This is a genomic window from Bdellovibrio reynosensis, from assembly GCF_022814725.1.
Lineage (GTDB): Bacteria > Bdellovibrionota > Bdellovibrionia > Bdellovibrionales > Bdellovibrionaceae > Bdellovibrio > Bdellovibrio reynosensis.
Window position 1 is genome coordinate 2,541,012 of the sequence record NZ_CP093442.1, and the last position, 20,827, is coordinate 2,561,838.

Below are 20,827 nucleotides of genomic sequence, written 5' to 3' on the forward strand. Positions count from 1 at the left end.
CGCACGGCGCGTAGGCTGAAGCAGCGGAGATTTTATGAGCACAAAAAAACATGACGTGATAGTTGTTGGTGCCGGCCATGCAGGTGTTGAGGCTTGTTTGGCTTCCGCGCGTTTGGGTTTAAAAACCTTGATGATCACTTCCAATATCAGTCGTATTGCTTATATGAGCTGCAACCCTTCGATCGGTGGACTTGCAAAAGGCCACATGGTTCGTGAAATTGATGTCCTTGGTGGACAGATGGGGATTGCTGCTGATGAAACTTGTATTCAGTACAAGCGTCTTAACTCTTCGAAAGGACCCGCAGTTCGCGGAACTCGAGTTCAAAATGACAAACATCTTTACTCTCAATTTCAAACTGAAGCCTTAAAGAACCAAGAAAATTTAGATCTGCTTGAAGGTGAAGTGAAACGCCTGATCTTGGAAAAAGATTTGTGTGTGGGCGTGGTTTTACAAGACGGTTCTGAGATTTTTGCTTTAGCAACTGTGATTACAACTGGCACCTTCATGAACGGTGTTATGCATATCGGTCTTCGCCAGGAAGCTGGCGGTCGGGTAGGGGATAAACCTTCAATTGGTCTTTCCGATCAGTTGGCGCAATTTGGTTTTGAAGTAAAAAGATTAAAAACTGGAACTCCGGCCCGGTTACATAAAGATAGTATCGATTGGTCTAAAACCATCGCTCAAGGTGGCGATGAAAAGATCTATCCATTCAGCTATCGTTCTTCTAGCAATCTAAAGCTTCCGCAAATTGATTGCTTCCTTACTAGAACAACAGAGCTCACACATGAAATTATCCGTAATAACCTAGATAAATCTCCGATGTTTTGCGGGATTATTGAAGGTACGGGACCTCGTTATTGCCCATCGATTGAAGATAAGATCACTCGTTTCGCTGAAAAAACCAGTCATCAAACTTTCTTGGAACCAGAAGGTTTAAATACGGATCTTATTTATCTTCAAGGTATCTCAACAAGTTTACCTGAAGATATTCAAGACCAATTTCTTAAAACGATCCCAGGATTAGAAAACGTGAAGGTCGTTCGTTACGGTTATGCCGTTGAGTATGACTATATAGAACCAACGCAAATCTGGCATCGCTTAGAAACCAGAACGATTCGTCAGCTTTTCCTAGCTGGTCAAATTAACGGAACTTCTGGTTATGAAGAAGCAGCTGCACAAGGTTTTGTTGCCGGCGTAAATGCTGCGCACTCTGTTTTAGGAAAAGAAGAATTCATTCTTGGTCGCGATGAAGCCTACATCGGCGTACTTATCGATGATCTTGTGACTAAGGGAACCCGCGAACCTTATCGCATGTTCACTTCGCGTGCTGAACACAGACTTGTTCTAAGAGAAGATAATACTATCGATAGATTAGGTGCTATTGCTGCGAAAATCGGTATTGTAAATGATCAGTCATTACAACTACTGGAAGGCTTGCAAGAAAAACGTAAGAATTTGCTTGGAAAATTGCGCACAGAAAAGATTTATCCAACCAAAGATGTGCAGGAACTTCTTACGAAAATTCCGACTCCAGAACTAACAAAGTCTTTAACTTTTGAAGAGTTACTGCGACGTCCTGAAATTGTTTGTTCACATCTAGAACAATTCGGTTTTGTCGTTGATAGCGATCCAAATGTTAGTGAACCAGTCGAAATTGAAGTAAAATACTCTGGTTACGTAAAAAGACAGATGGAACTTATCAATCAGTCGAAACGCCTGGAAGAAATGTTACTTCCAGACACTTTGATTTATGCGGATGTACGCGGTCTTTCGAATGAAGAGAAGGATAAGCTGCAACGCGTTAAACCACGTACCTTAGGCCAAGCTCAACGCATAAGCGGGGTAAATCCTTCAGCTATTCAAGCGATCATGATACATCTTAAAGGACATAAGAAAATCAAGGAGATCGAACTTGAAGGACAACAAGGAGCAAGAAGCCCCGGTCATATTTTGGCGGATTAACGAGTGGTTCCCGGATTTAAGTCCTGCGGTCAAAGCTAGTCTAAAGACCTATCACGATGAACTTATTAAGGCCAATCGTACGCTAAATCTTATTTCGCCAAAGACCATCTTTGTGGGTGATGCCATCCACTTTGCTGATTCTATTTTATCTTCAAAAACTATCTTTGGCTCTAATTCTAAGATCGACCAGATCTATGACTTCGGAAGCGGCAACGGCTTTCCGGGTCTGGTGTTTGCGATCTTGTATCCCCAGGTAAAAGTAGTCCTTGTCGAGAGTGATTCAAAGAAGTGTGAATTCCTTAAGGGTATGGCTGCGACTTTAAAGCTTTCGAATGTTACGGTCGAATGTAAGAACGTGGACGCTTTGCCGGATGGTTCTGTTCGCTACGCTATGGCCCGCGGCTTTTCTAGTATTTCAAAGACAATTCTAGTTGCAAGAAAATCAATGCCTAAAGGCGGGATCTTTTATCACATCAAGGGCGAAGAGTGGGGGATGGAAGTCAGCGAGATCCCGACACAGCTTTGTTCAATCTGGAGTCCCGCTTTAGCCGGAGAATATAAACTTCCGATCGGCCAAGTTAAATTTTCTATCGTTAAAACAGAGAAAATTGCCTAATGTTCCACGTGGAACATTAATGTCCTGATGGAGCGGGTGCAGAACCCGCTTTTTCATTTCCCAAACCCGCTTGTTTTATTCTTTCTTGTACATCCCAGGTTCTTTTTGCTTTTCTTAAGCGTTCTTCGGCCTGGTAAGAATCCCACTCTTTTGGATCGGGCCATGTTTCGCCTTTTTTAAACGCCGCCAGGTAAGATTTCTTTGAATCCCGGGCGCGAGCCTTTTTCTTTAGTTCTAAATACTGCTTTTCTTGCAAAAGCTTCGTGAGTCTCTCTTTTGATTCTCTTACGCGCTTTTGGGCGTACTTAATTTGACCTGTTTGGGGAACAACGTCTGCTAAAGTCTTTTCGTGATCAGCAAGGGTCTTTTGTTCGCCCGCAATAGCTACATCTGTAGCTTTTAATTCAGCCTCAATAGCCGAATGAATAGGATCGCGCAGCTCCGGGTTTTTTTCGGGCTTATTACACGCCAATAGGCACAAACTGATGATGATTAGACTGATTATTCTCATAAAACCAATTGTTCCACGTGGAACATCGGCATTTTGAATGAAAAACATAAGGTGTGGCGCAGTAAAACTAGTCTTTCCGCTTGAAAACTTTTCAAAAACGCAGGACTTTTAAACCTCAAGGAGGAAAAATGGCAAAAACGATCTGCATAGCAAATCAAAAGGGCGGAGTTGGTAAGACAACTACCTCTGTGAACCTCTCTTCTGCTCTGGCTACTCTAGGTAAGCGAGTACTCTTGATCGATATGGATCCTCAAGGGAATGCTTCAAGCGGTTTGGGTATCAAACGCTACGAAAGCCAGGATAATAATAGCTACCACGTACTCATCGGCGAAAAGACTCTGACCGAGGCTACTCAGAATACTTCAAATGGCAACTTGAAGATATCCACGGCTAATCCTGACCTAGTTGGTGCAGAGATTGAGCTTGTTGATATGCCGCAGCGCGAATATCGTCTAAAGCAGGCGATTGCAACCGTAGCTGATCAATATGATTTCGTATTGATCGATTGTCCTCCATCTTTAGGTCTTTTAACTTTAAATGCGTTGAATGCTGCTGACTCTTTCCTGGTTCCACTTCAGTGTGAGTACTATGCACTTGAGGGGCTTAGTCAGCTTTTGAATACTGCAGGACTAATCAAAAAGAATTTGAATCCTCAGTTGCATATTGAAGGCATCGTTTTGACTATGTTTGATGTGCGCAATAACTTGAGTCATCAAGTAGTCACTGAAATCAAAAATCATTTTGGCGAGAAAGTTTTTAACGCCATCATTCCAAGAAATGTGCGCCTCAGCGAGGCACCTAGCCATGGTCAATCCATCCTTGAATACGACAGCAAATCCGTAGGTGCGATCCGATATTTGGAGCTAGCTAAGGAAGTTATTGCTCGTTCAGAGCAAAAAGTGACTCCTGAAGTGGCGCCAAAGGCAGAACAACATGCTTACGAAGGGGAAGTAAATGTCTGATATTGCTGTTGAATCAACAAACAAAAAGAAGGGTCTTGGCCGCGGCTTAGGATCTTTATTGGGCGGACCTGCACCAGCAGATATCCCAGTAGCAAAACCAACAGTTGAAGTAAAAGCACCCATCGCTCCTCCCGTAACAGCAGCGACCGCAACGACGACTATTCAAAATCCAACTCCAGCACCTGCTCCGGTAGCCCCTCCCGTGGATCCGGAAAGCAAAATCTGGAAGGTGGGAATTGATAAACTTCAATCTGGCCAGTATCAACCGCGCCAGCATTTTGAAAAAGAGCCGCTTCAAGAGCTTGCTCAGTCTATTAAAGAAAACGGAATCCTCCAGCCGATCGTGGCTCGCCGTACGACTTCAGGAAAGCTTGAAATCGTAGCCGGTGAACGCCGTTGGAGAGCTGCTCAACTAGCGGGCTTGCATGAAGTTCCAGTTATCCTTAGAAGTTTCACAGACAAAGAAGCCCTTGAATTAGCCATTGTTGAGAATATTCAACGTGAAGATTTGAATCCAATTGAAGAGGCAGAAGGATATTCTCGCCTAATCTCTGAGTTCAAATTGTCGCAACAGCAAGTAGCTGAAAAGGTGGGAAGAGATCGTGCGACTGTAGCCAATGCAGTTCGCCTATTATCTTTGCCTGAAGAAGTTAAAACCATGATTTCTGAAAACACCCTTTCAGTAGGTCATGCGAAGGTTCTTCTTTCTTTGCCTGAACAGAAAAAACAAATCGAATTAGCGAAAAAAGTGGTGAACGAAAAAATCGCGGTTCGTAAGTTAGAAAAAATGGTTCAAGCCATCGTAAAAGGTGACGAAGAAGAGTTAGAAGTACCAACTTTCGATTCAAACGTAACTCAGCGTCTAATTTCTGGATTAAGCGATGAGCTGCAAAAGATCCTGGGAACAAAAGTGAACATTGATTATTCCAACTCAAAAGGTAAAATCAGTATTCATTTCTATTCTGACGACGAACTTACGCAGTTTGTAGATAGGCTTAAAGAAGGATGGCAGTAGCATTTCCTCCCTCACTTCAAGAAGATCATCTTTCTGGTCATGTGACTGCAATCCTTGACCAGGGGACTCATTTCGAAGGAAAGCTCAGTTTTGAAGGCACCGTGCAAATCGGCGGGGACTTTAAAGGGGAAATCTTCACCAAAGACACTATCGTAATTAATGAGGGCGCCACCGTGTTAGCCCAAATTGAAGCCGATACTATTGTTATTAGCGGCCGGGTTGAAGGAAATCTTTTTGCCCGTCGCCGAGTTATTATGCACCCTCCCGCAATTTTTAAAGGTACTGTTACATCCCCAAGTTTACGCATAGATGAAGGCGTCGTATTTGAGGGTGCGTCCTATATGCCTAAGTCCTAGGCAAGAACATTATCAGTTAGAAATACGTCTTGACCCCCTGCTAGCTCGAATGCTAATTCCGAAGCACAAAAAACTAGTAGGGATTTCAACTAAATGGACATTTTTGGACAACTAGGTATCAATACCACAGCAGCCTTCCAGTTCGTTCTTTTCGCTATTGCATTGATCTTTCTTAGCAAAGTTGTGTTCGCACCATATGCGCACGCTTTAGAAGAAAGACAAAACAGAACCAAAGGGGGCGAAGACCTTGCTTTGGAATATCAAAACAAATCTATCGAATTAACTAGTAAGTACGAAGCGGGTGCACGCCAGCTTAATGCTGAAATCAAAACGATCGTTGATGGCGCAAAATCTGCGGCTAACAAAGACTATGAATTACTGGTAAGCAAAGCTCGCGCTGAAGCTGAAAAGTTAGTTCATGACAACCGCACGCAAATCACTACATCGGTTCAAGCGGCAACTGCAGAGTTAAAAACTCAAGTTCCAAATGTGGCGATGTCTATCACTAAAAAGTTATTAACATAAGGTAGGGCTTCATCATGAAATTGCTTTTAAACCTTTTCATCATCCTAGCTCCTGCGGCAGTTTTCGCAGCTGGCGGCGCACACGGCGAAGGTGTACCTAAAGTAGTTATCTATCAATTGATCAACGTAACTATTTTGGTTGCTGGTCTTATTTATTTCACAAAAGATTCTGTGGTTTCTTTCTTCTCTGGAAGAAAAGCAGCTTACTTAGAAGCAGCTCAAAAATCTGCATTCGCTCGTGAGCAAGCTGAAAAAGAATTCGTAGAAATCAAACACAAGCTTGAGACTCTTGAAAACACTCGTGCCGAGTCTTTGAAAAAAGCTGAAACTCATTCTGCAGAACTAAAAGCGCAAATCATGGCTGAAGCTGCAGAAGTTAGTAAACGCATCCGCCAAGATGCAGAGCTAACAGTGAAGCTTGAGGTGCAACGCGCACAAACTGAGCTTCGCGAACAATTATTAAAAGATTCATTAGAAGCAGCTCGCACCGTTATGACTAAAGATCTTGGTTCTAACGACCAACAAAAGTTGCAAAAAGAATTCATCAATCACCTCGGAGTATAGGCGATGAGAGCCAGCGAAGTTTCTAAAAGATACGCCAAAGCATTTTTGGCAGTCGTAAAACAAAAGGGCACGCACTCTAAAGCATTTGCAGAGCTGCAAGCCGTAGCTCAAGCATTCGCTAGCGATGCTTCAGTGAAAAGTTATTTTGAAAATCCAATGATCAGCTCTGACCAAAAAGTGACTGCGGTAAAAGCGGCTCTTACTGGTAAAAGCGTGTCTGAAGAAGTGATGAACACCATCGTTCTTTTGGCTGAAAAAGGTCGTTTGGAAGCTCTTGAGCAAGTTGTTCTTGCTGTCCAAGAATTATTGGACATCGAAGAAGGCGTGACTCGTGGGGTAGTTCAATCTGCTCAGCCTCTGTCAGCTGAAGCACAAAAAGATATCGAAGGTAAAATCAGTAAGGTTCTTAATAAGAAGATCGTATTGACTTACACACAAGACCCTAAGCTTTTGGGCGGCGTAGTTGCCCATGTTGGCGGATGGACTTTCGATGACAGCATCGACACACACTTAAAAAAATTGAATGAAGAATTAAACAGGAGAGCCAACTAACAATGGAAACACAAATTCGTGCTGACGAAATCAGTCGTGTTCTCAAAGAACAAATCAATCAATACAACAAAAAGATTGAAGTAAGCGAAACAGGTAGCGTTCTTTCCGTAGGGGACGGTGTTGCCCGTATTTACGGTCTTGAAAATGCAATGGCCGGTGAACTAGTAGAGTTCCCAGGTGAAGTATTCGGGATGGTATTGAACCTTGAAGAAGGTCACGTGGGCGTGGTTATCTTCGGTGAAGACCGTCACATTAAAGAAGGCGACACTGTTAAGAGAACAAAGAAAATCGTTCAAGTTCCAGTTGGTGAAGCTCTTCTTGGTCGCGTAGTTGACGCTCTTGGAAACCCAATCGACGGTCGCGGTGCTATCAACACACCTCACAGCCGCGTAGTTGAATTAAAAGCTCCTGGTATCGTTTACCGTCATCCAGTTGAAGAACCTCTTCAAACTGGTATCAAGGCGATCGATGCTCTTGTACCAATCGGCCGTGGCCAACGTGAGTTGATCATCGGTGACCGTCAAACTGGTAAAACAGCAATCGCGGTTGACACTATCATCAATCAAAAAGGTCAAAACGTTCAGTGCTTCTACGTAGCTATCGGTCAAAAACAATCGACTGTTGCTCTAGTGGTTGAAAAATTGCGTGCAGCGGGTGCTCTTGAGTACACGACTATCATCGCAGCGAATGCATCTGATCCAGCTCCACTTCAATTCTTGGCTGCATACTCTGGTACTGCAATGGCTGAGTACTTCCGTGATACTGGCAGACATGCTCTTATCGTATACGATGATTTGACGAAACAAGCTCAAGCTTACCGTCAAGTTTCCTTGCTACTTCGCCGTCCTCCAGGACGTGAAGCGTACCCAGGGGACGTATTCTATCTTCACAGCCGTTTGTTAGAGCGTGCTTCTAAATTGTCTGCTGATAAAGGTGGCGGTTCATTGACTGCTCTTCCAATCATCGAGACACAAGCGGGCGATATCTCTGCTTACATTCCTACAAACGTTATCTCTATCACTGACGGTCAGATCTTCCTTGAATCAGACTTGTTCTATAAAGGTATCCGTCCAGCGATCTCTGTAGGTAAATCAGTATCGCGCGTAGGTGGTGCGGCTCAAATCAAAGCGATGAAACAAGTTGCGGGTTCTATGAAACTTGAACTTGCTCAGTTCCGCGCGATGGAAGCTTTCGCAGCGTTTGCTTCTGACTTGGATAAAGCAACTCAACAACAATTGGCGCGTGGTCGTCGTCTTGTTGAAGTTCTTAAACAAGGTCAATACTCTCCAGTAAAAGTGGAAGAGCAAATCGCTATGATCTTCGCAGCGAACAACGGTTTCGTGGACGCTTATCCAGAGACTGACGTTAAAAAATACGAAAAAGAACTTATGGACTTCTTGCGCAGCAAGCACCCAGAAATTCTTAAAACTATTAGCGAGAAAAAAGCTATTGCTGACGACACTAAGAAAACTCTTCTTAATGCTCTTGGCGAGTTTAAAGCAATCTTCCAACCTTCTGTTAAGAAGTAATTTGGTGCTTAAATGGCAAGTTTGAAGGATATCCGGGCTCGAATTGAGTCCACTAAAAACACCCAGCAGATCACGAAAGCTATGAAGCTCGTGTCTGCTGCGAAGTTGAGAAAGGCGCAGAATAACATCGTTAATATGCGTCCTTATGCTCTAACTTTGCGTAAGGTGATTGCGGATATCGCTGTGACTAACAAGGTGACGCATCCTTTGATGGAGACTAAGGCTCAGGTAAAAAATGTTTTACTTGTGGTTATTAGTTCTGACAGAGGTCTTTGCGGAGCCTTCAACAGCAATATCAACAAATTCACTGAGAACTACATTAACGAGAACAAAAGCAAGCTAGAGAAAATCGATTTCTTGTTCGTAGGTCGTAAGGCCCACGACTATTTCGCTAAGAGAGGCATCAAGGCAGTTGATTACATCACCAAGCTTGATAAAGACATCTCTTACGAACTGGCTTCTAAAGTCGCAAATCGCGTGATGAATGATTACCTTGAAGGTTCATACGACGAAGTTCGTATCATTCATAACGAATTTAAATCTGCTATTTCTCAGTCTGTTGTTTGTGAAACTCTTCTTCCAATCAATATGGAATTAAGCGCTTTCAACACAGAAGCTGAACAAACTGCAGCGTTCTCAGTAGATATGATTTTCGAACCAGCTCCAGAGAAGATTGTTGCACAACTTCTTGAAAAGCATTTCGACCTTCAAGTTTACAGAACTATGTCTGAGTCTGTTGCCGGTGAACATGGTGCTCGTATGAGCGCGATGGAAAACGCGACAAACAATGCGCGTGATATGATCAACAAACTCACGCTGACATACAATAAATTGAGACAAGAAAAAATCACTACAGAATTGACTGAAATCGTATCGGGCGCGGAAGCGCTTAAATAGGGAGCTGAATAATGGCATTCGGTAAAGTAAAACAAGTAATGGGTCCCGTAGTGGACGTAGAGTTTGAAGGCGGAGAACTTCCGGCGATCAACTCTGCTCTTCGCGTAACTAACAAATTTATCTCTGACTCTGAATTCAACCTAGTTCTAGAAGTTGCTCAGCACTTGGGTGACTCTGTTGTAAGAACTATCTCTATGGACCAAACTGAAGGTTTAGTTCGTGGCGAAAAAGTAAAACCAACTGGCAACATGATCACTGCACCAGTAGGCCGCGAGGCTTTGGGTCGTATCATCAACGTTATCGGTGAACCAATCGATGAAGCGGGTCCAGTAAACGCAAAAGAACACTGGGGCATCCACAGATCTGCTCCTAAATTCGAAGACCAAGCTACTTCTGCAGCGATGCTTATGACTGGTATTAAGGTCGTTGACCTTCTTGCTCCATACGCAAAAGGTGGAAAGATCGGCTTGTTCGGTGGTGCGGGCGTAGGTAAAACAGTACTTATCCAAGAACTTATTCGTAACATCGCGACTGAGCACGGTGGTTTCTCTGTATTCGCCGGTGTAGGTGAGCGTACTCGTGAAGGTAACGATCTTTGGAGAGAGATGAAAGAATCAGGCGTTATCGCTAAGACAGCGCTAGTATTCGGTCAAATGAATGAACCTCCTGGAGCACGTGCGCGTGTTGCATTGACTGGTTTGACTGTTGCGGAATACTTCCGTGACGTTGAAAACCAAGACGTTCTTTTCTTCGTAGATAACATCTTCCGCTTTACTCAAGCGGGTGCCGAAGTGTCTGCACTTCTTGGCCGTATCCCATCTGCGGTAGGTTACCAACCAAACTTGGCGACTGAAATGGGTGCTTTGCAAGAGCGTATTACATCTACTAAAAAAGGTTCGATCACTTCAGTTCAAGCGGTATACGTACCTGCCGATGACTACACGGATCCAGCTCCTGCAACTACATTTACTCACTTGGATGCAACGACAAACCTTGACCGTGATATCGCTGCTATGGCGATCTTCCCTGCGGTTCATCCGTTGACTTCAACTTCACGTTTGCTTGATCCAAACGTAATCGGCGAAGAGCACTATAAGTGCGCTCGTGACGTTCAAGCATTGTTGCAACGTTACCGCGAACTTCAAGACATCATCGCGATCCTTGGTATGGACGAGTTGTCTGAAGACGATAAACTTGTTGTATCTCGTTCTCGTAAAATCCAACGTTTCTTGTCTCAGCCGTTCTTCGTTGCTGAGCAGTTTACTGGTCTTACTGGTAAATACGTTGATATCAAGGACACTGTTAAAGGTTTCCGCGAAATCCTTGACGGTAAACACGATGCTCTTCCAGAGCAAGCGTTCTACCTTGTTGGAACAATCGAAGACGTTGTCGAGAAAGCGAAGAAGTTGCAGGGTTAATCCTTGCTCTTCCTCACAAGGGCAGGCTGATTTTCAGCTTGCCTGTTGAAAGGCTGAGATATGTTTAAATTAACTATCGTGACTCCGGAAAAGCGCATCCTAGTAGGCCAAGAGGTTGAAGAGGTGACTGTTCCTGCATTCAAGGGAGAGCTTAACATTCTTCCTGGTCACGCGCCTTTGATCACGACACTTGAAACTGGCGTGATGAAATGGAAACTTAAAGGAAAAGAAAAGCAAGAAATCGCAGTTATCAGCTGGGGTTATTGCCAAGTAAGTCCTGAAGGCGTGAACATTCTAGCGAACATCGCTGAATTGCCAGAAGAGATTGACGTTGAAGCAGCGAAAGCTTACTTAGCTGACTCTGAGAAAAAAGTGATGAATGAATCCATCACTGACGAAGAGTGGACTGAGTATCAACGTGAATGGGCAAGAGCACGCGCGAAAATCGACGTGGGTTCTAGCTTAAAGAAGTAATCAGAAATTTAAATTTTGATTTGAATGAAAGGCTCCTGAAAAGGGGCCTTTTGTTTTTTTGTCGAGAAGCGCGGATTATGCGTGGATAGTTCCTATCGAAGGACATAGTGGGACGTATTGGCGTTTAATATTTCATCTAAATGCTGAGCGACCTTTTTGCCAGAATCCTTGTGGTTAAAATAGAGCTGCAGAACTTTGCGGTAACCCTTCCCTTCGTTGAATAAACGCGGGGAACCTAGGTTTACGACGATCAAAGTGCCTCTTAGGTCTTCGGACAAGGCTTTTACGGTTGTTGCTGTTTTAGGGCCAGTGACGGCGATTACAGAGGCAGGACAATTTTCTTTATTGATCCAAGCCGTGATTTCTTCAGAAGTACTTTTAGCGCTTAATAGTAGAACCTTGGTTTCTTTCTTAGCGGTCTTTTTAAATGAACTATTAAAAGTGGAAGACGGCGACAGCACGCAGACTTTTGAAATCGAAGAGGGTGTGCGCTCTTTGGTTTGCTGTTCCCGAGCTATCAAATTTGTTTTTAAGTTTTGATCTAAGATATTTTCTTCCACTTTTGCATAACTTTTCGAAGTCATGACGGGACCAGCAAGCAGGGAAGGTTGATGCGGATTTCTGCGATACAGATTTGCGAAGGCTTTTACCGTAAGAATACGGCTTAGTTTTTTATTAAGATCCGTTTCTGGAAGTTCGTTATTTTTAACCGCAGCTTTCACAAAATCAAAAGCCTTTGCTTGATCTTCAAACGACCAAGTTAACATCACGACATCAGCGCCAGCCTGCAAAGCCTTCAAAGCCGCAGCTTCTGGTCGCAATAGCTGTTTTGAACCTTGCATCTGTAAGTCATCAGTCACTACAAGGCCTGCGAATTTCATTTTCTCACGAAGTAAGACTGTAGATATCTCTTTGGAAAAACTCGCGGGCTCATTGCTTTTATCAAGAGCGGGATAAATTAAATGCGACAGCATCACTGCGATGTTTTCACCTAACGAATTGTAAGCTTCAAAAGGTTTTAGATCTCGCGATTGCAGAGTTTCAAGCGAAGATTTATTCATCACCACACTATGATGAGGATCCGCCTTCAGGTTTCCAGTTCCCGGAAAATGTTTTGCTGTAGGAATCACGCGCGCTTTTAAAAGACCTTTAGAATAAGCCACACCAATCTCACCAACTATTTTTGGATTCGCGCCAAAAGATCGAACTCCAATAAAACTTCCCGTCAGCGGATCAGAAACATCAAGCACAGGTGCAAGGTTCATATTAAAACCCACTTCGCGCAGGAAAAGACCGGTTTGATAACCCATCTCTTCGGCTAAGAGTGGCGACTGCGTTTGTCCAATCGCAAGGGCATTCGGTGGGGCAGGCTTAATTGGCAGACGCGACACTGTGCCACCTTCTTGGTCAATGGCAATTAACGGTGGCAGCTTCGTATAAAGATAACTTTTGCGGTAAAGCTGGTTATTCAGATCGCGAATCTGTTCACCAGAAGTGATATTGCGTTTAAATAAAAGAAAGGAACCCGGTTTATACTCAGATAAGAACTTTTCAAGATCCGGTCCGATTTCTTTTTGCGGAAAGCCGATGATAAAAAGTTGTCCTACTTTTTCTTCAAGGCTCATCTGCGCGATTTTTTCGGTGATAATTTTTTGAAGATTTGGTGCAGTCTTGGACTCAGAAGCTAGAACAAGGTGGGGAAATAAAAATATCAGCAGACTAAGACTAAAATTCTGAATGATTTCCCTGATATACTTACCCATACGACTAGAATATCATCGCGCCTTTACGAAGATAGGCGAGATTTGAGAGTTAGCATGAATTTGCACCAAAGTCTTAGATCAATAGTTCCTTTCCTTTTTCTAATTCTATGCTCTTCATTTGCTTTTGCCGAGGAAGCAGTAGTGCCTGCCACAGATACCAAGCAACCACTTGTTGAGGTCGAGGTTTATCAGGATTACTTGGCACCGTATAAGGAAAGAAGAGAAAACCACGGTTCCTACGTGACGCTGGGATACGAAAGCTTAGAGTTAAAAAATTATATCTCAGCCATAGATGCAAAAACTTATGGGGATATGTTTGGCACCGCTCCGATTGCGTTGATGTATTTAGGTGTAGATTATAAATACAATTTCGCCCTTGGTTCCTTAGCCTTCGGTATCCAATACGGTAAGGGCAATGTAACCGGAGAAGACAGCGGCGAAGAAAGAACCATGGATGTTACAAAGACGGGTGTAGGGTTCAAGTTCACACTAGACATGATTATGAACGAGCCCATCGTAGCACCCTATATCGGCTTAAATATCTGGAAGATGACAATCGCCGAAACAAACCCCACAACAAGTTTTTCCGCCGAGACCCAAATGGGCATGAACTACACGGTAGGATTGCTATTGCAACTTGATTGGCTAGATTATGAAACTGCCAAAAATACGACGTTCAATTGGGGACTAGAAAACACATTCATCGACGTCTATGCTACAAAATACGCTAAGACCAACGCCACTGATGATGCGAACACTGAAACCGACATGATTTACGGTGGTGCCCTTCGCTTGGAATTTTAGTTACTTAAAGGCTTGAGGATACTTTTCAGCAATAAATCCGGCAAGCTCCTCATTTGGTTTAGTCAAAAAAGTATTCAAAAATGGTACGAGGAAAATTAGTGGAAACAATAGTATTGCCGTAATTCCACTTGAAGCAATGACTGTGCTAGCCCCATACTTTTCAACAAGCCCGCCGGCCATGCTAATCCCAATGGGAAGCGTCCCAGACATAAAAACGCCTATGAATGTAAAAATTCTTCCTACGTATTGCGCTGGGATAGCAACTGAGATCTTTGTTTGAAATTGAATGTTCAACCAGGACATAAAAATCATTGAGGCAAAAAGAACTACCACACCGATCGCTAAACTTTTACTGAAGCCTAAAAGGAAGATGCTTGCGCCGGCCAAGATAAACGAAACGACCCAAAGCAATCTACCCGGAAGCATTTTTTGTCCATTGCCCAATGTAACTGCACCAACCATAGCACCAATACCCAGTGCAGATTCAACAACACCTAAATTCCAGGCAGGAAGCATGCGTTCCTTAAGGATTAGAACAGGCAAAGTTACGTGAAGATGAGAAAACATGAATTGAAAAGTTGCCGATAAAAGTAATGCATGAAAAATCACTTTTGCCTGAAAAAGGGATGAAAATCCTGCGTGCAAGTCTTTCCACCAGAGAGCAAACGATTCTTTTGAAGTTAATGAGGTTTTACTAAGGATGGGACCTTTTAATTCAAGTAGGGAGTTGAAAAGTAGGGCAAAACCATAAGAGGCAATATTAAAAAGCACAGCCATCGCCGGACCATATAAACCAAGAATGGTTCCTGAAACTGCAGGATTGACGAAGCTTTTTAGACCTGAAAACACCTGAGCGGTTTGCATACCCGAAGGAAGATCTTTTTCACTCACCAGAAATTTAGTAAGCCCTGCAACCGAAGACTCAAAACCCGCAGTGAAAATAGCGCCAAGACATGAAATAAAAACTAAAGCAGAAATATTAAAATAATCAAAGTGCATCATTAGGAACACAGATAGTGACGTGAAAAGCCTTAATACATCACAAAGAATCATAATCGCTTTTCTTGAATATCGGTCTACCAAAGGCGCAATTAAGGGCGGCAAAAAAATCTGAATCGCGGCAACGGGTGCTAAGATCATTGAAAATTGCAGCGCGGATCCAGACTTTTGCAAAACCCACCAGGATAGTGCGATGTAAGCAGTCACATCACCAAGAGAAGAAACCAGCTGCCCGATATTATAATAAAAAAAGTTTTTACCTAATTTAGAATTCACAGAAATTCCTTTAATGGTTTGGTCTGAAGAGAAAAAGCCAGTTAGTCAAAAATTTCTAACCAACTCAGTACAAGCAATAGGTATGCTAGATTTCGAAGAACTCATTTCGCACTACAGCTTTAGCAATGCCCAGGAAATCCTGATTTAAATAAAAAGTCCTTATTTTAGGATATTGCCGCTTACCGGAAGCCATTTAAATCGAGTTGAAAAGCAAGGTGGGTGGCCCTGCAATTGCTCAGATACCTTTGGGCTATTGAAAGGGCTGTCGATGAATTCAATTAAAAATTATGGATCTTTAATAATGTTCCTGTGGGTTTTTCTTAGCGCGGCAGCTGCCGCTGGCGATGCCTGCCGCACCCCCAGTCCGAAACAGTGTGGCTTTTACCGAAGCTGCGTTGAAACTAAGTATAATTGCGGAGGCCAAGGATATCCCATTGCATACGGTGAAAAATACTGTGAACGATTTCTAAGTCTTACTTATAAGGACTTATCACTTAAGGGCATACAGTGGAGAGATGCAACGTTGGTCTGCCTTCAAAATCAAATATCCAATCTTTTATATAGTTCAAACAACGTTAGAACGTGTGGCGATTTAAAAGCATTTGCGTTTGATACCCATGCCGGATGCTACACTCAAAAAGGCAATTCGATTTGTGATCTTAGCTACGATGAAATGACGACTATCGGAAATACCGTCGATGTCGGTGACGTTATGACGATCAATGGCGTGTCGCAAATTTTCAGTGTTCTAAAAACTTGCTACAGTCCATGGAAAAAAGAGTTAGTTCTTTTAAGATCAAAACAAGCAGCGCTAAAGTCTAACGTGATGGTATTCTCAATGAATCACTATGGCGACGAAAGAAATGTAAAAGAACTTGAAAAAATTGAAATTCAAATTCATCAGCTAGAAAAAAAGATGGAGCTAATCAATGAAGTCCCTTAATAAATTGAAGTTAATCAGATCACTATTAACTGCAACAGCAGGCGCATTGATTTATCTAAGTATCTTCGGATTGGCTGATAACAACTTCATTAAGTGGTGGTTTATTCCATCAACCTTAGCCGGTACCATTTCATGGGCATACCTAACAGCATTATCGAAAAAGCCATGGTGGGTCTATATCGTCGCAAATATCGCAACAGTATGGATTGTATTCGTGGCATTAATGGTAACACCCCTTAGCAACGCACCAAAACATTATACAGACATCTCCGCAATCATCGTTCTTGGGGGACTTGGTACGTTGGTGTTCTTTAGACAGATTCTTATTATTATGCCGATATATGTTTTGGTTGATTGGTATTTAACCAGAAACAATCAAAATTCTGATGGAAAAATTTAGACGTAAAAGACTCTATGATATCTGTGATTTTTTGATCGAATAATAAATTCATGCGAGTTTAAATTAGAGAGTGTCTTTAAGACTCGCACTACTATTAAAGGTTAATGACACCTGAGTGCCAATGCCGGGCTTTGAAACTACTTTACATGAACCATTCCACGCCTCCATTTGCCGAAATGTCGAGTACAGACCGATACCATTTCCATTATTCTTCGTAGTGATTTCCTTTTTTCCAATAGTTTCTAGCACATCTCCGGAAATACCAACTCCATAGTCGGTAATAGTAATTAAGGTTCTATCGGAAAAACAATTGATGGCTATTACTACGCTTTTATGTTGGTCACTAGCTTCAACAGAATTATTAACAAGGTTGGAAATTATTCTGGTTAGACTTTCGGGTTCTATTTCCAGCAACACCTCCTCGTTATCAGTTCTAAGCTCAAAGTTAAAGTCTGCATAAAGCGCGGTCTTCTCTCGCAAAAGATTTTTAATAATAGGGACTATGTTTATTTTTTTTGTGTGTGATTCGCCGGGAAAATCTGACTGTTTACTGAGAGTATCCTTTTTGTACTGAATAAGTAGGTCATCAGCTATGGCGTTGATTCTTGTAACGACGGCAGAGATAATATCAGTTGAACCTGCAATAGATGTTTTTGCCGTAACAATAGCATTCAAGGCGCTTAGAGGTGATCTTATATCATGTGCCAAACGTCGAGCCATAGACTCTGCGACCACAGCATTTTTGAGTTTGATTTGAACCCGAATTTCAGCATCGATTTTTTTCCTTTCGAAGTAGAAAAAAATCAAAATAACCATGAACAAGATAAGTGCGAAAGTCAAAATTAAGTACAGGATATTTAAAACATTGTACTGGAAAATAAACTTTAGATCGTAAAGATTCAGCTCTATTCGTATATCGAATTTTGAGGCTTGGCCCATCTTGAAAAGCTGACTGTTAGTATTTTCAATGATCTCGACCATCGAAAATACGCTGGGGATAACCGGATGAATTACTCTCTGAACGCTCCTTAGATCATGCGTAACTGCGAAATTGTATACTGAGTTGCTTATCGAAATCGCAAACTCTTGCTTTTTGTTCGAAATAGTTATTAGCACTGAACCTATGACCACTAATAATAGTGAGAGGTAAAGAACAGTAACTTTTAAAAGCAATCTTTTTGTAAGTCGATCAATCATTTATTACCTAAGCGGATGAGGAAATAGGTTTAGATCTATAAAATTTAAATTTTTATTATTAGAAAATAGGCGTAGTCGGCCGAGATTGATGTCATTAGGCTTTGGTATACCAAGGTAAAGCGATTGGAGATCTTTACATTTAGCTTGCGCAAACTTTAAAGGCGCAGACTTTAAATCACTGAATCCAGTTTCCAAAATGCTATACTGTATTGTATCAACTTTAAAATTTTTTGGCGGTATCAGAGCATTGGGCTCAGTATTAAAATATTCTGCGATCGAATTATAGAAATCCAAATTTAGGGCAAGATTACCGTGATCCAAGAAAGTCGGCGAATCGATCTTTGAAAAATCGTCTATTGTAATATTATTTATTGTTGTAGGGTGGAAAATTATATTTGAAGCCTGCCTAAAACATTCGATCAGTGATTTCTCAAGCGATTTTGTTCGATCCGTAGATGACCCCAAGCCTATCTCAATACCAAAAGGAACTTTGAAATTAATTCCAAATAACGCTGTAGCATAAACACCCACTCCGTTAATTTCGCCCAAAAAATAACTTTTTGTTTTAAGAAGGTTTCTTGAGATCTCAGTAAAAAATAAATCATATTCTTTCTTTAAAACAGTCGGCAGCGGAATTTCATAATATGGTTTTTTTGTTAAATAATGAGATAGAAACAAATCACGTTCAATTAATTCCGAACAAGCAGCTGTTTTAGCCTCTGATATGCTTAGATGTGCTGCGACGCCATTTGAAGTGTCAATGTGGTTATGTGTGAGAACCGAACGTTCGATTGCTTCCGCTGTCGCCTTATTAATAGCAATGCTTTTATCTTTGTCAGTTCCTCTTCCGGAAAAAAACCGACCTTCAGATTGAATTGTAACTTCACAATCATGGATATCAATTCCCCAAAGCTGGGGCCAATTAAGCACCTTAACTTTAAAATCGATTTTCTCTTGATTGATAAGCGTCCAAATAGCTAATTCATTTTCACTTGCCATAAATTATATGTCGCACTGAGCCTCGTCATTTCAACACGAATATCCTTTTTATGAATCACTGTATATGGGGATACGCTATGAGGATACATGGCAACCTTTTTAAGGAAGCTGAAGTGTAATTCATTTACTAATGCTAGCGACCTTTCGGGCGACTTTTCTTTTATGAAAGCGTCCAACCACATCTTCCCCTCATGGGCTGATAGTCCAAAATTTAGTTGCGAAAAATTATAACTGAGAAGGGAGTAATCAGTGTCAAAGGCTACATCCGTGACGCCACTAAAAACATCGCCAGGCCGGTCCTCTGGCGCATAAGATAAATACCCTTTGTCGAGTAAATATGGTTCAAAATATGAGTTGATATCAAAAAAATTGCCCCAGTTTTTTATTAAACTTTTGCTTGCTAGAAATTCCATTTTTCGCTTGGGATGAAACTTTTGTCCGTAATCAGCAGCATCCAAACGCATTTTTTCAATTTGTTCAAGTTGGTCGGTTGTTAATGATCCAGCTGAGGCAAACTGAAAAAACTGCATGGTGTTTTGGCTGCCGTAGTTAACGATATTTTGCTTTCTTCTGTTCTCGACAAATTTAAAAGCAGCGTAAGCTCTCTCTTCCGGAGTAAAGTCGTGCATTGCTTTCAGATTAAAGAAGATTGTACTTACTTTGATTGGCTCTGTTGCAAAAATTGTGAAGTCGTTATGATCCTCAAAAAGGTTATTTAGCATTTTTGGCATGTAACTAAAATCTGGGCCAATTATATCGATCTTGTCTTCTCGTACCAAATCGACAATTGAATTATAATCGTACGGAACCATTTGAATAAGCTGGGGCATGTCTTCAGAGTAGAGCTGGGAAGTCATATTCGCTCGCAGCACTATTTTTCCATCAGATGAATCTTTATCTACGTAATAAGCACCAGAAGTATTTCTGAAATCAGTTATTTCTAATGATAGGGGATCGACAGAATTTTCAGGTATAATTCGATGGTCAGGCGAAGATAGAAGTGGAATCAAAATTTTTCCGAGATATTCTTCAACTGGAGTAATTATCAAAGTATCTTCAATGATTTTTAACCCAGGGCACTCGTCTGAAATCTTTTTACCATCCCAGTTAGGGCAAAGGATTCTCGCCGTGTCGCCATGTGTATTGTTTTTATCTAATATAAGGCGTTTCAACGAAAATAGAGCATCTGCCGCCCCTACGGGTTTACCGTCGACCGATCTAAATCCTCTTTTAAATTCGATGTGAAGACTTCCGTTGCGCCAATAAAATTTGCTAGCCAATCCCGGAACATAATTTCCATCATTATCTACGTCAATAATTGGACTATACAGGTTCATTAATAGTAACGCGTCTGAGGCACTGTGGATTCTTCTAGTGTCAAGAGATCTGGCTGATGATTTATGCGCTGTTGCTGCCCTTAGAATACGGTTGCTAATTTTGGTGCTTGTCATCTTTATACCCAAAGACAAAAAAATGCCTGCAGTTAGCAGGCACGTAAGAATAATAATTTTGCGAATCGTAAATGGATTCATTTCGTCCTAACATCAGTTTCATTACCAGTACAAATTACGCTTTTTGTGGCGTCTAATTGTTCAACTCTTTTCTTATTCAAAAGATCGGTAATGTCCGTATTTAGGATATAATGACCAGTCGCCGGATCATAGGTTAATTTTCCACCAATGATAAGTTTTTTGAGGACTTCGGCGTCCTGTGAGTGATTGTCTAAAGTGTTAAGTATTTGGACAATCTCAAATTTTGCCATCCTTTGATCAACTTGAACTATTGCTTGATCTGCTTGGGTAACAGCAGGGGAGCCTAAAGATATCAAAGAAAGTAAGGAGATAAGTTCGATTCTAGTTAGTTTCATATAAAGTTCCTTTCAACATACTCTTCTCTAGCAAGTTTAAGGCCATAAACAATAGTGTCTTTATGATACTTACCTTGCACATCCTCATAAGAATCATTGCTGCCAAGTAATATGCGAACACTATGTTTTTAGCGTTATATCGAGCTTAAAAGATTGGGTGTTATGCCTTTAAAGAAAGGTTATTTGAAGCGCAAGGAG

The 20,827-nt window shown here is 41.8% G+C and carries 22 protein-coding genes; 15 read left to right on the top strand and 7 right to left on the bottom strand.

Annotated features, from left to right (window positions below; translation table 11 throughout):
- Window positions 1-34: 34 nt before the first annotated feature.
- Together mnmG and rsmG are read left to right on the top strand one after the other, a co-directional pair.
- Complete coding sequence (gene mnmG, locus MNR06_RS11910; protein WP_243536309.1) at window positions 35-1,963, top strand: tRNA uridine-5-carboxymethylaminomethyl(34) synthesis enzyme MnmG; 1,929 nt, start codon at window positions 35-37, stop codon at window positions 1,961-1,963.
- Window positions 1,914-2,579, top strand: a complete 666-nt coding sequence (gene rsmG / locus MNR06_RS11915; RefSeq protein WP_243536311.1) for a 16S rRNA (guanine(527)-N(7))-methyltransferase RsmG — start codon at window positions 1,914-1,916, stop codon at window positions 2,577-2,579. The genes mnmG and rsmG overlap by 50 nt, the downstream gene beginning before the upstream one ends.
- Window positions 2,580-2,595: 16 nt before the next feature.
- On the opposite strand, the gene MNR06_RS11920 is transcribed toward rsmG, so the two are convergent.
- Window positions 2,596-3,138, bottom strand: a complete 543-nt coding sequence (locus MNR06_RS11920) for a baseplate J/gp47 family protein (protein WP_243536313.1) — start codon at window positions 3,136-3,138, stop codon at window positions 2,596-2,598.
- Window positions 3,139-3,218: 80 nt separating this feature from the next.
- Here MNR06_RS11920 and MNR06_RS11925 point away from each other — a divergent pair, with 80 nt between their 5' ends.
- From MNR06_RS11925 to atpC, 10 genes are all read left to right on the top strand, one after another.
- Window positions 3,219-4,052, top strand: coding sequence for a ParA family protein (locus MNR06_RS11925; RefSeq protein ID WP_243536315.1), 834 nt, complete (start codon window positions 3,219-3,221; stop codon window positions 4,050-4,052).
- Window positions 4,045-5,067 carry a ParB/RepB/Spo0J family partition protein gene (locus MNR06_RS11930; RefSeq protein WP_243536317.1) on the top strand — a complete coding sequence of 341 codons (1,023 nt, stop codon included), beginning with the start codon at window positions 4,045-4,047 and terminating at the stop codon, window positions 5,065-5,067. The genes MNR06_RS11925 and MNR06_RS11930 overlap by 8 nt, the downstream gene beginning before the upstream one ends.
- Entirely contained in the window at window positions 5,058-5,423 is a 366-nt protein-coding gene (locus tag MNR06_RS11935) for a bactofilin family protein (protein ID WP_243536319.1), read from the top strand. The genes MNR06_RS11930 and MNR06_RS11935 overlap by 10 nt, the downstream gene beginning before the upstream one ends.
- A 93-nt stretch (window positions 5,424-5,516) precedes the next feature.
- Window positions 5,517-5,948, top strand: coding sequence for an ATP synthase F0 subunit B (locus MNR06_RS11940; RefSeq protein ID WP_243536321.1), 432 nt, complete (start codon window positions 5,517-5,519; stop codon window positions 5,946-5,948).
- A 14-nt stretch (window positions 5,949-5,962) separates the two neighbouring features.
- Window positions 5,963-6,511, top strand: a complete 549-nt coding sequence (locus MNR06_RS11945; RefSeq protein ID WP_243536323.1) for an ATP synthase F0 subunit B — start codon at window positions 5,963-5,965, stop codon at window positions 6,509-6,511.
- A gap of 3 nt (window positions 6,512-6,514) precedes the next feature.
- Window positions 6,515-7,063 (top strand): ATP synthase F1 subunit delta, encoded by a 549-nt coding sequence (atpH, locus tag MNR06_RS11950; RefSeq protein ID WP_243536325.1) that lies wholly within the window; start codon window positions 6,515-6,517, stop codon window positions 7,061-7,063.
- A gap of 2 nt (window positions 7,064-7,065) precedes the next feature.
- Window positions 7,066-8,592, top strand: a complete 1,527-nt coding sequence (gene atpA / locus MNR06_RS11955; RefSeq protein ID WP_243536328.1) for a F0F1 ATP synthase subunit alpha — start codon at window positions 7,066-7,068, stop codon at window positions 8,590-8,592.
- A 12-nt stretch (window positions 8,593-8,604) separates the two neighbouring features.
- Window positions 8,605-9,489 carry an ATP synthase F1 subunit gamma gene (atpG, locus tag MNR06_RS11960; protein WP_243536330.1) on the top strand — a complete coding sequence of 295 codons (885 nt, stop codon included), beginning with the start codon at window positions 8,605-8,607 and terminating at the stop codon, window positions 9,487-9,489.
- 11 nt (window positions 9,490-9,500) lie between these two features.
- A complete protein-coding gene (gene atpD, locus MNR06_RS11965; protein WP_243536332.1) occupies window positions 9,501-10,907 on the top strand; it encodes a F0F1 ATP synthase subunit beta in 1,407 nt (468 codons plus the stop codon).
- Between the two features lie 60 nt (window positions 10,908-10,967).
- Window positions 10,968-11,381: an ATP synthase F1 subunit epsilon gene (atpC, locus tag MNR06_RS11970; RefSeq protein WP_243536334.1), complete on the top strand. Its 414-nt coding sequence runs from the start codon at window positions 10,968-10,970 to the stop codon at window positions 11,379-11,381.
- 92 nt (window positions 11,382-11,473) lie between these two features.
- Here atpC and MNR06_RS11975 read toward each other — a convergent pair whose 3' ends face one another.
- The gene (locus MNR06_RS11975) at window positions 11,474-13,144 is read right to left on the bottom strand and encodes a glycoside hydrolase family 3 protein (RefSeq protein WP_243536335.1); all 1,671 of its coding nucleotides are present in this window, start codon (window positions 13,142-13,144) and stop codon (window positions 11,474-11,476) included.
- A 54-nt stretch (window positions 13,145-13,198) separates the two neighbouring features.
- On the opposite strand from MNR06_RS11975, the gene MNR06_RS11980 reads away from it, so the two are divergent.
- On the top strand, window positions 13,199-13,948 hold the full coding sequence (locus MNR06_RS11980) for a hypothetical protein (protein WP_243536337.1): 750 nt from the start codon (window positions 13,199-13,201) through the stop codon (window positions 13,946-13,948).
- Here the strand turns inward: MNR06_RS11980 and MNR06_RS11985 are convergent, their stop codons facing one another.
- A complete protein-coding gene (locus tag MNR06_RS11985) occupies window positions 13,949-15,223 on the bottom strand; it encodes an MFS transporter (RefSeq protein ID WP_330220890.1) in 1,275 nt (424 codons plus the stop codon).
- Between the two features lie 268 nt (window positions 15,224-15,491).
- Between MNR06_RS11985 and MNR06_RS11990 the strand changes: the two genes are divergently transcribed.
- Both MNR06_RS11990 and MNR06_RS11995 read left to right on the top strand, forming a co-directional pair.
- Window positions 15,492-16,166 (top strand): hypothetical protein, encoded by a 675-nt coding sequence (locus MNR06_RS11990; RefSeq protein ID WP_243536339.1) that lies wholly within the window; start codon window positions 15,492-15,494, stop codon window positions 16,164-16,166.
- A complete protein-coding gene (locus tag MNR06_RS11995) occupies window positions 16,153-16,566 on the top strand; it encodes a hypothetical protein (protein WP_243536341.1) in 414 nt (137 codons plus the stop codon). The genes MNR06_RS11990 and MNR06_RS11995 overlap by 14 nt, the downstream gene beginning before the upstream one ends.
- Window positions 16,567-16,629: 63 nt before the next feature.
- Here MNR06_RS11995 and MNR06_RS12000 read toward each other — a convergent pair whose 3' ends face one another.
- Genes MNR06_RS12000 through MNR06_RS12015 form a run of 4 tightly spaced genes read right to left on the bottom strand, consistent with a single transcriptional unit; the run spans window position 16,630 to window position 20,629 of the window.
- The gene (locus tag MNR06_RS12000; protein ID WP_243536343.1) at window positions 16,630-17,763 is read right to left on the bottom strand and encodes a sensor histidine kinase; all 1,134 of its coding nucleotides are present in this window, start codon (window positions 17,761-17,763) and stop codon (window positions 16,630-16,632) included.
- Window positions 17,764-17,766: 3 nt separating this feature from the next.
- Window positions 17,767-18,762, bottom strand: a complete 996-nt coding sequence (locus MNR06_RS12005; RefSeq protein WP_243536345.1) for a YcaO-like family protein — start codon at window positions 18,760-18,762, stop codon at window positions 17,767-17,769.
- Window positions 18,741-20,294 (bottom strand): periplasmic substrate-binding domain-containing protein, encoded by a 1,554-nt coding sequence (locus MNR06_RS12010; RefSeq protein ID WP_243536347.1) that lies wholly within the window; start codon window positions 20,292-20,294, stop codon window positions 18,741-18,743. Before MNR06_RS12010 ends, MNR06_RS12005 begins: the two co-directional genes overlap by 22 nt.
- Window positions 20,291-20,629 carry a hypothetical protein gene (locus tag MNR06_RS12015; protein ID WP_243536349.1) on the bottom strand — a complete coding sequence of 113 codons (339 nt, stop codon included), beginning with the start codon at window positions 20,627-20,629 and terminating at the stop codon, window positions 20,291-20,293. Before MNR06_RS12015 ends, MNR06_RS12010 begins: the two co-directional genes overlap by 4 nt.
- Window positions 20,630-20,827 lie beyond the last annotated feature (198 nt).

Bases quoted from the DNA above. Each gene is read 5' to 3' on its own strand.
- mnmG (WP_243536309.1), top strand. From the start codon at position 35: ATGAGCACAAAAAAACATGACGTGATAGTTGTTGGTGCCGGCCATGCA.
- MNR06_RS11920 (WP_243536313.1), bottom strand. From the start codon at position 3,138: ATGTTTTTCATTCAAAATGCCGATGTTCCACGTGGAACAATTGGTTTT.
- MNR06_RS11925 (WP_243536315.1), top strand. From the start codon at position 3,219: ATGGCAAAAACGATCTGCATAGCAAATCAAAAGGGCGGAGTTGGTAAG.
- MNR06_RS11930 (WP_243536317.1), top strand. From the start codon at position 4,045: ATGTCTGATATTGCTGTTGAATCAACAAACAAAAAGAAGGGTCTTGGC.
- MNR06_RS11935 (WP_243536319.1), top strand. From the start codon at position 5,058: ATGGCAGTAGCATTTCCTCCCTCACTTCAAGAAGATCATCTTTCTGGT.
- MNR06_RS11940 (WP_243536321.1), top strand. From the start codon at position 5,517: ATGGACATTTTTGGACAACTAGGTATCAATACCACAGCAGCCTTCCAG.
- MNR06_RS11945 (WP_243536323.1), top strand. From the start codon at position 5,963: ATGAAATTGCTTTTAAACCTTTTCATCATCCTAGCTCCTGCGGCAGTT.
- atpH (WP_243536325.1), top strand. From the start codon at position 6,515: ATGAGAGCCAGCGAAGTTTCTAAAAGATACGCCAAAGCATTTTTGGCA.
- atpA (WP_243536328.1), top strand. From the start codon at position 7,066: ATGGAAACACAAATTCGTGCTGACGAAATCAGTCGTGTTCTCAAAGAA.
- atpG (WP_243536330.1), top strand. From the start codon at position 8,605: ATGGCAAGTTTGAAGGATATCCGGGCTCGAATTGAGTCCACTAAAAAC.
- atpD (WP_243536332.1), top strand. From the start codon at position 9,501: ATGGCATTCGGTAAAGTAAAACAAGTAATGGGTCCCGTAGTGGACGTA.
- atpC (WP_243536334.1), top strand. From the start codon at position 10,968: ATGTTTAAATTAACTATCGTGACTCCGGAAAAGCGCATCCTAGTAGGC.
- MNR06_RS11975 (WP_243536335.1), bottom strand. From the start codon at position 13,144: ATGGGTAAGTATATCAGGGAAATCATTCAGAATTTTAGTCTTAGTCTG.
- MNR06_RS11980 (WP_243536337.1), top strand. From the start codon at position 13,199: ATGAATTTGCACCAAAGTCTTAGATCAATAGTTCCTTTCCTTTTTCTA.
- MNR06_RS11990 (WP_243536339.1), top strand. From the start codon at position 15,492: ATGAATTCAATTAAAAATTATGGATCTTTAATAATGTTCCTGTGGGTT.
- MNR06_RS11995 (WP_243536341.1), top strand. From the start codon at position 16,153: ATGAAGTCCCTTAATAAATTGAAGTTAATCAGATCACTATTAACTGCA.
- MNR06_RS12000 (WP_243536343.1), bottom strand. From the start codon at position 17,763: ATGATTGATCGACTTACAAAAAGATTGCTTTTAAAAGTTACTGTTCTT.
- MNR06_RS12005 (WP_243536345.1), bottom strand. From the start codon at position 18,762: ATGGCAAGTGAAAATGAATTAGCTATTTGGACGCTTATCAATCAAGAG.
- MNR06_RS12010 (WP_243536347.1), bottom strand. From the start codon at position 20,294: ATGAATCCATTTACGATTCGCAAAATTATTATTCTTACGTGCCTGCTA.
- MNR06_RS12015 (WP_243536349.1), bottom strand. From the start codon at position 20,629: ATGAAACTAACTAGAATCGAACTTATCTCCTTACTTTCTTTGATATCT.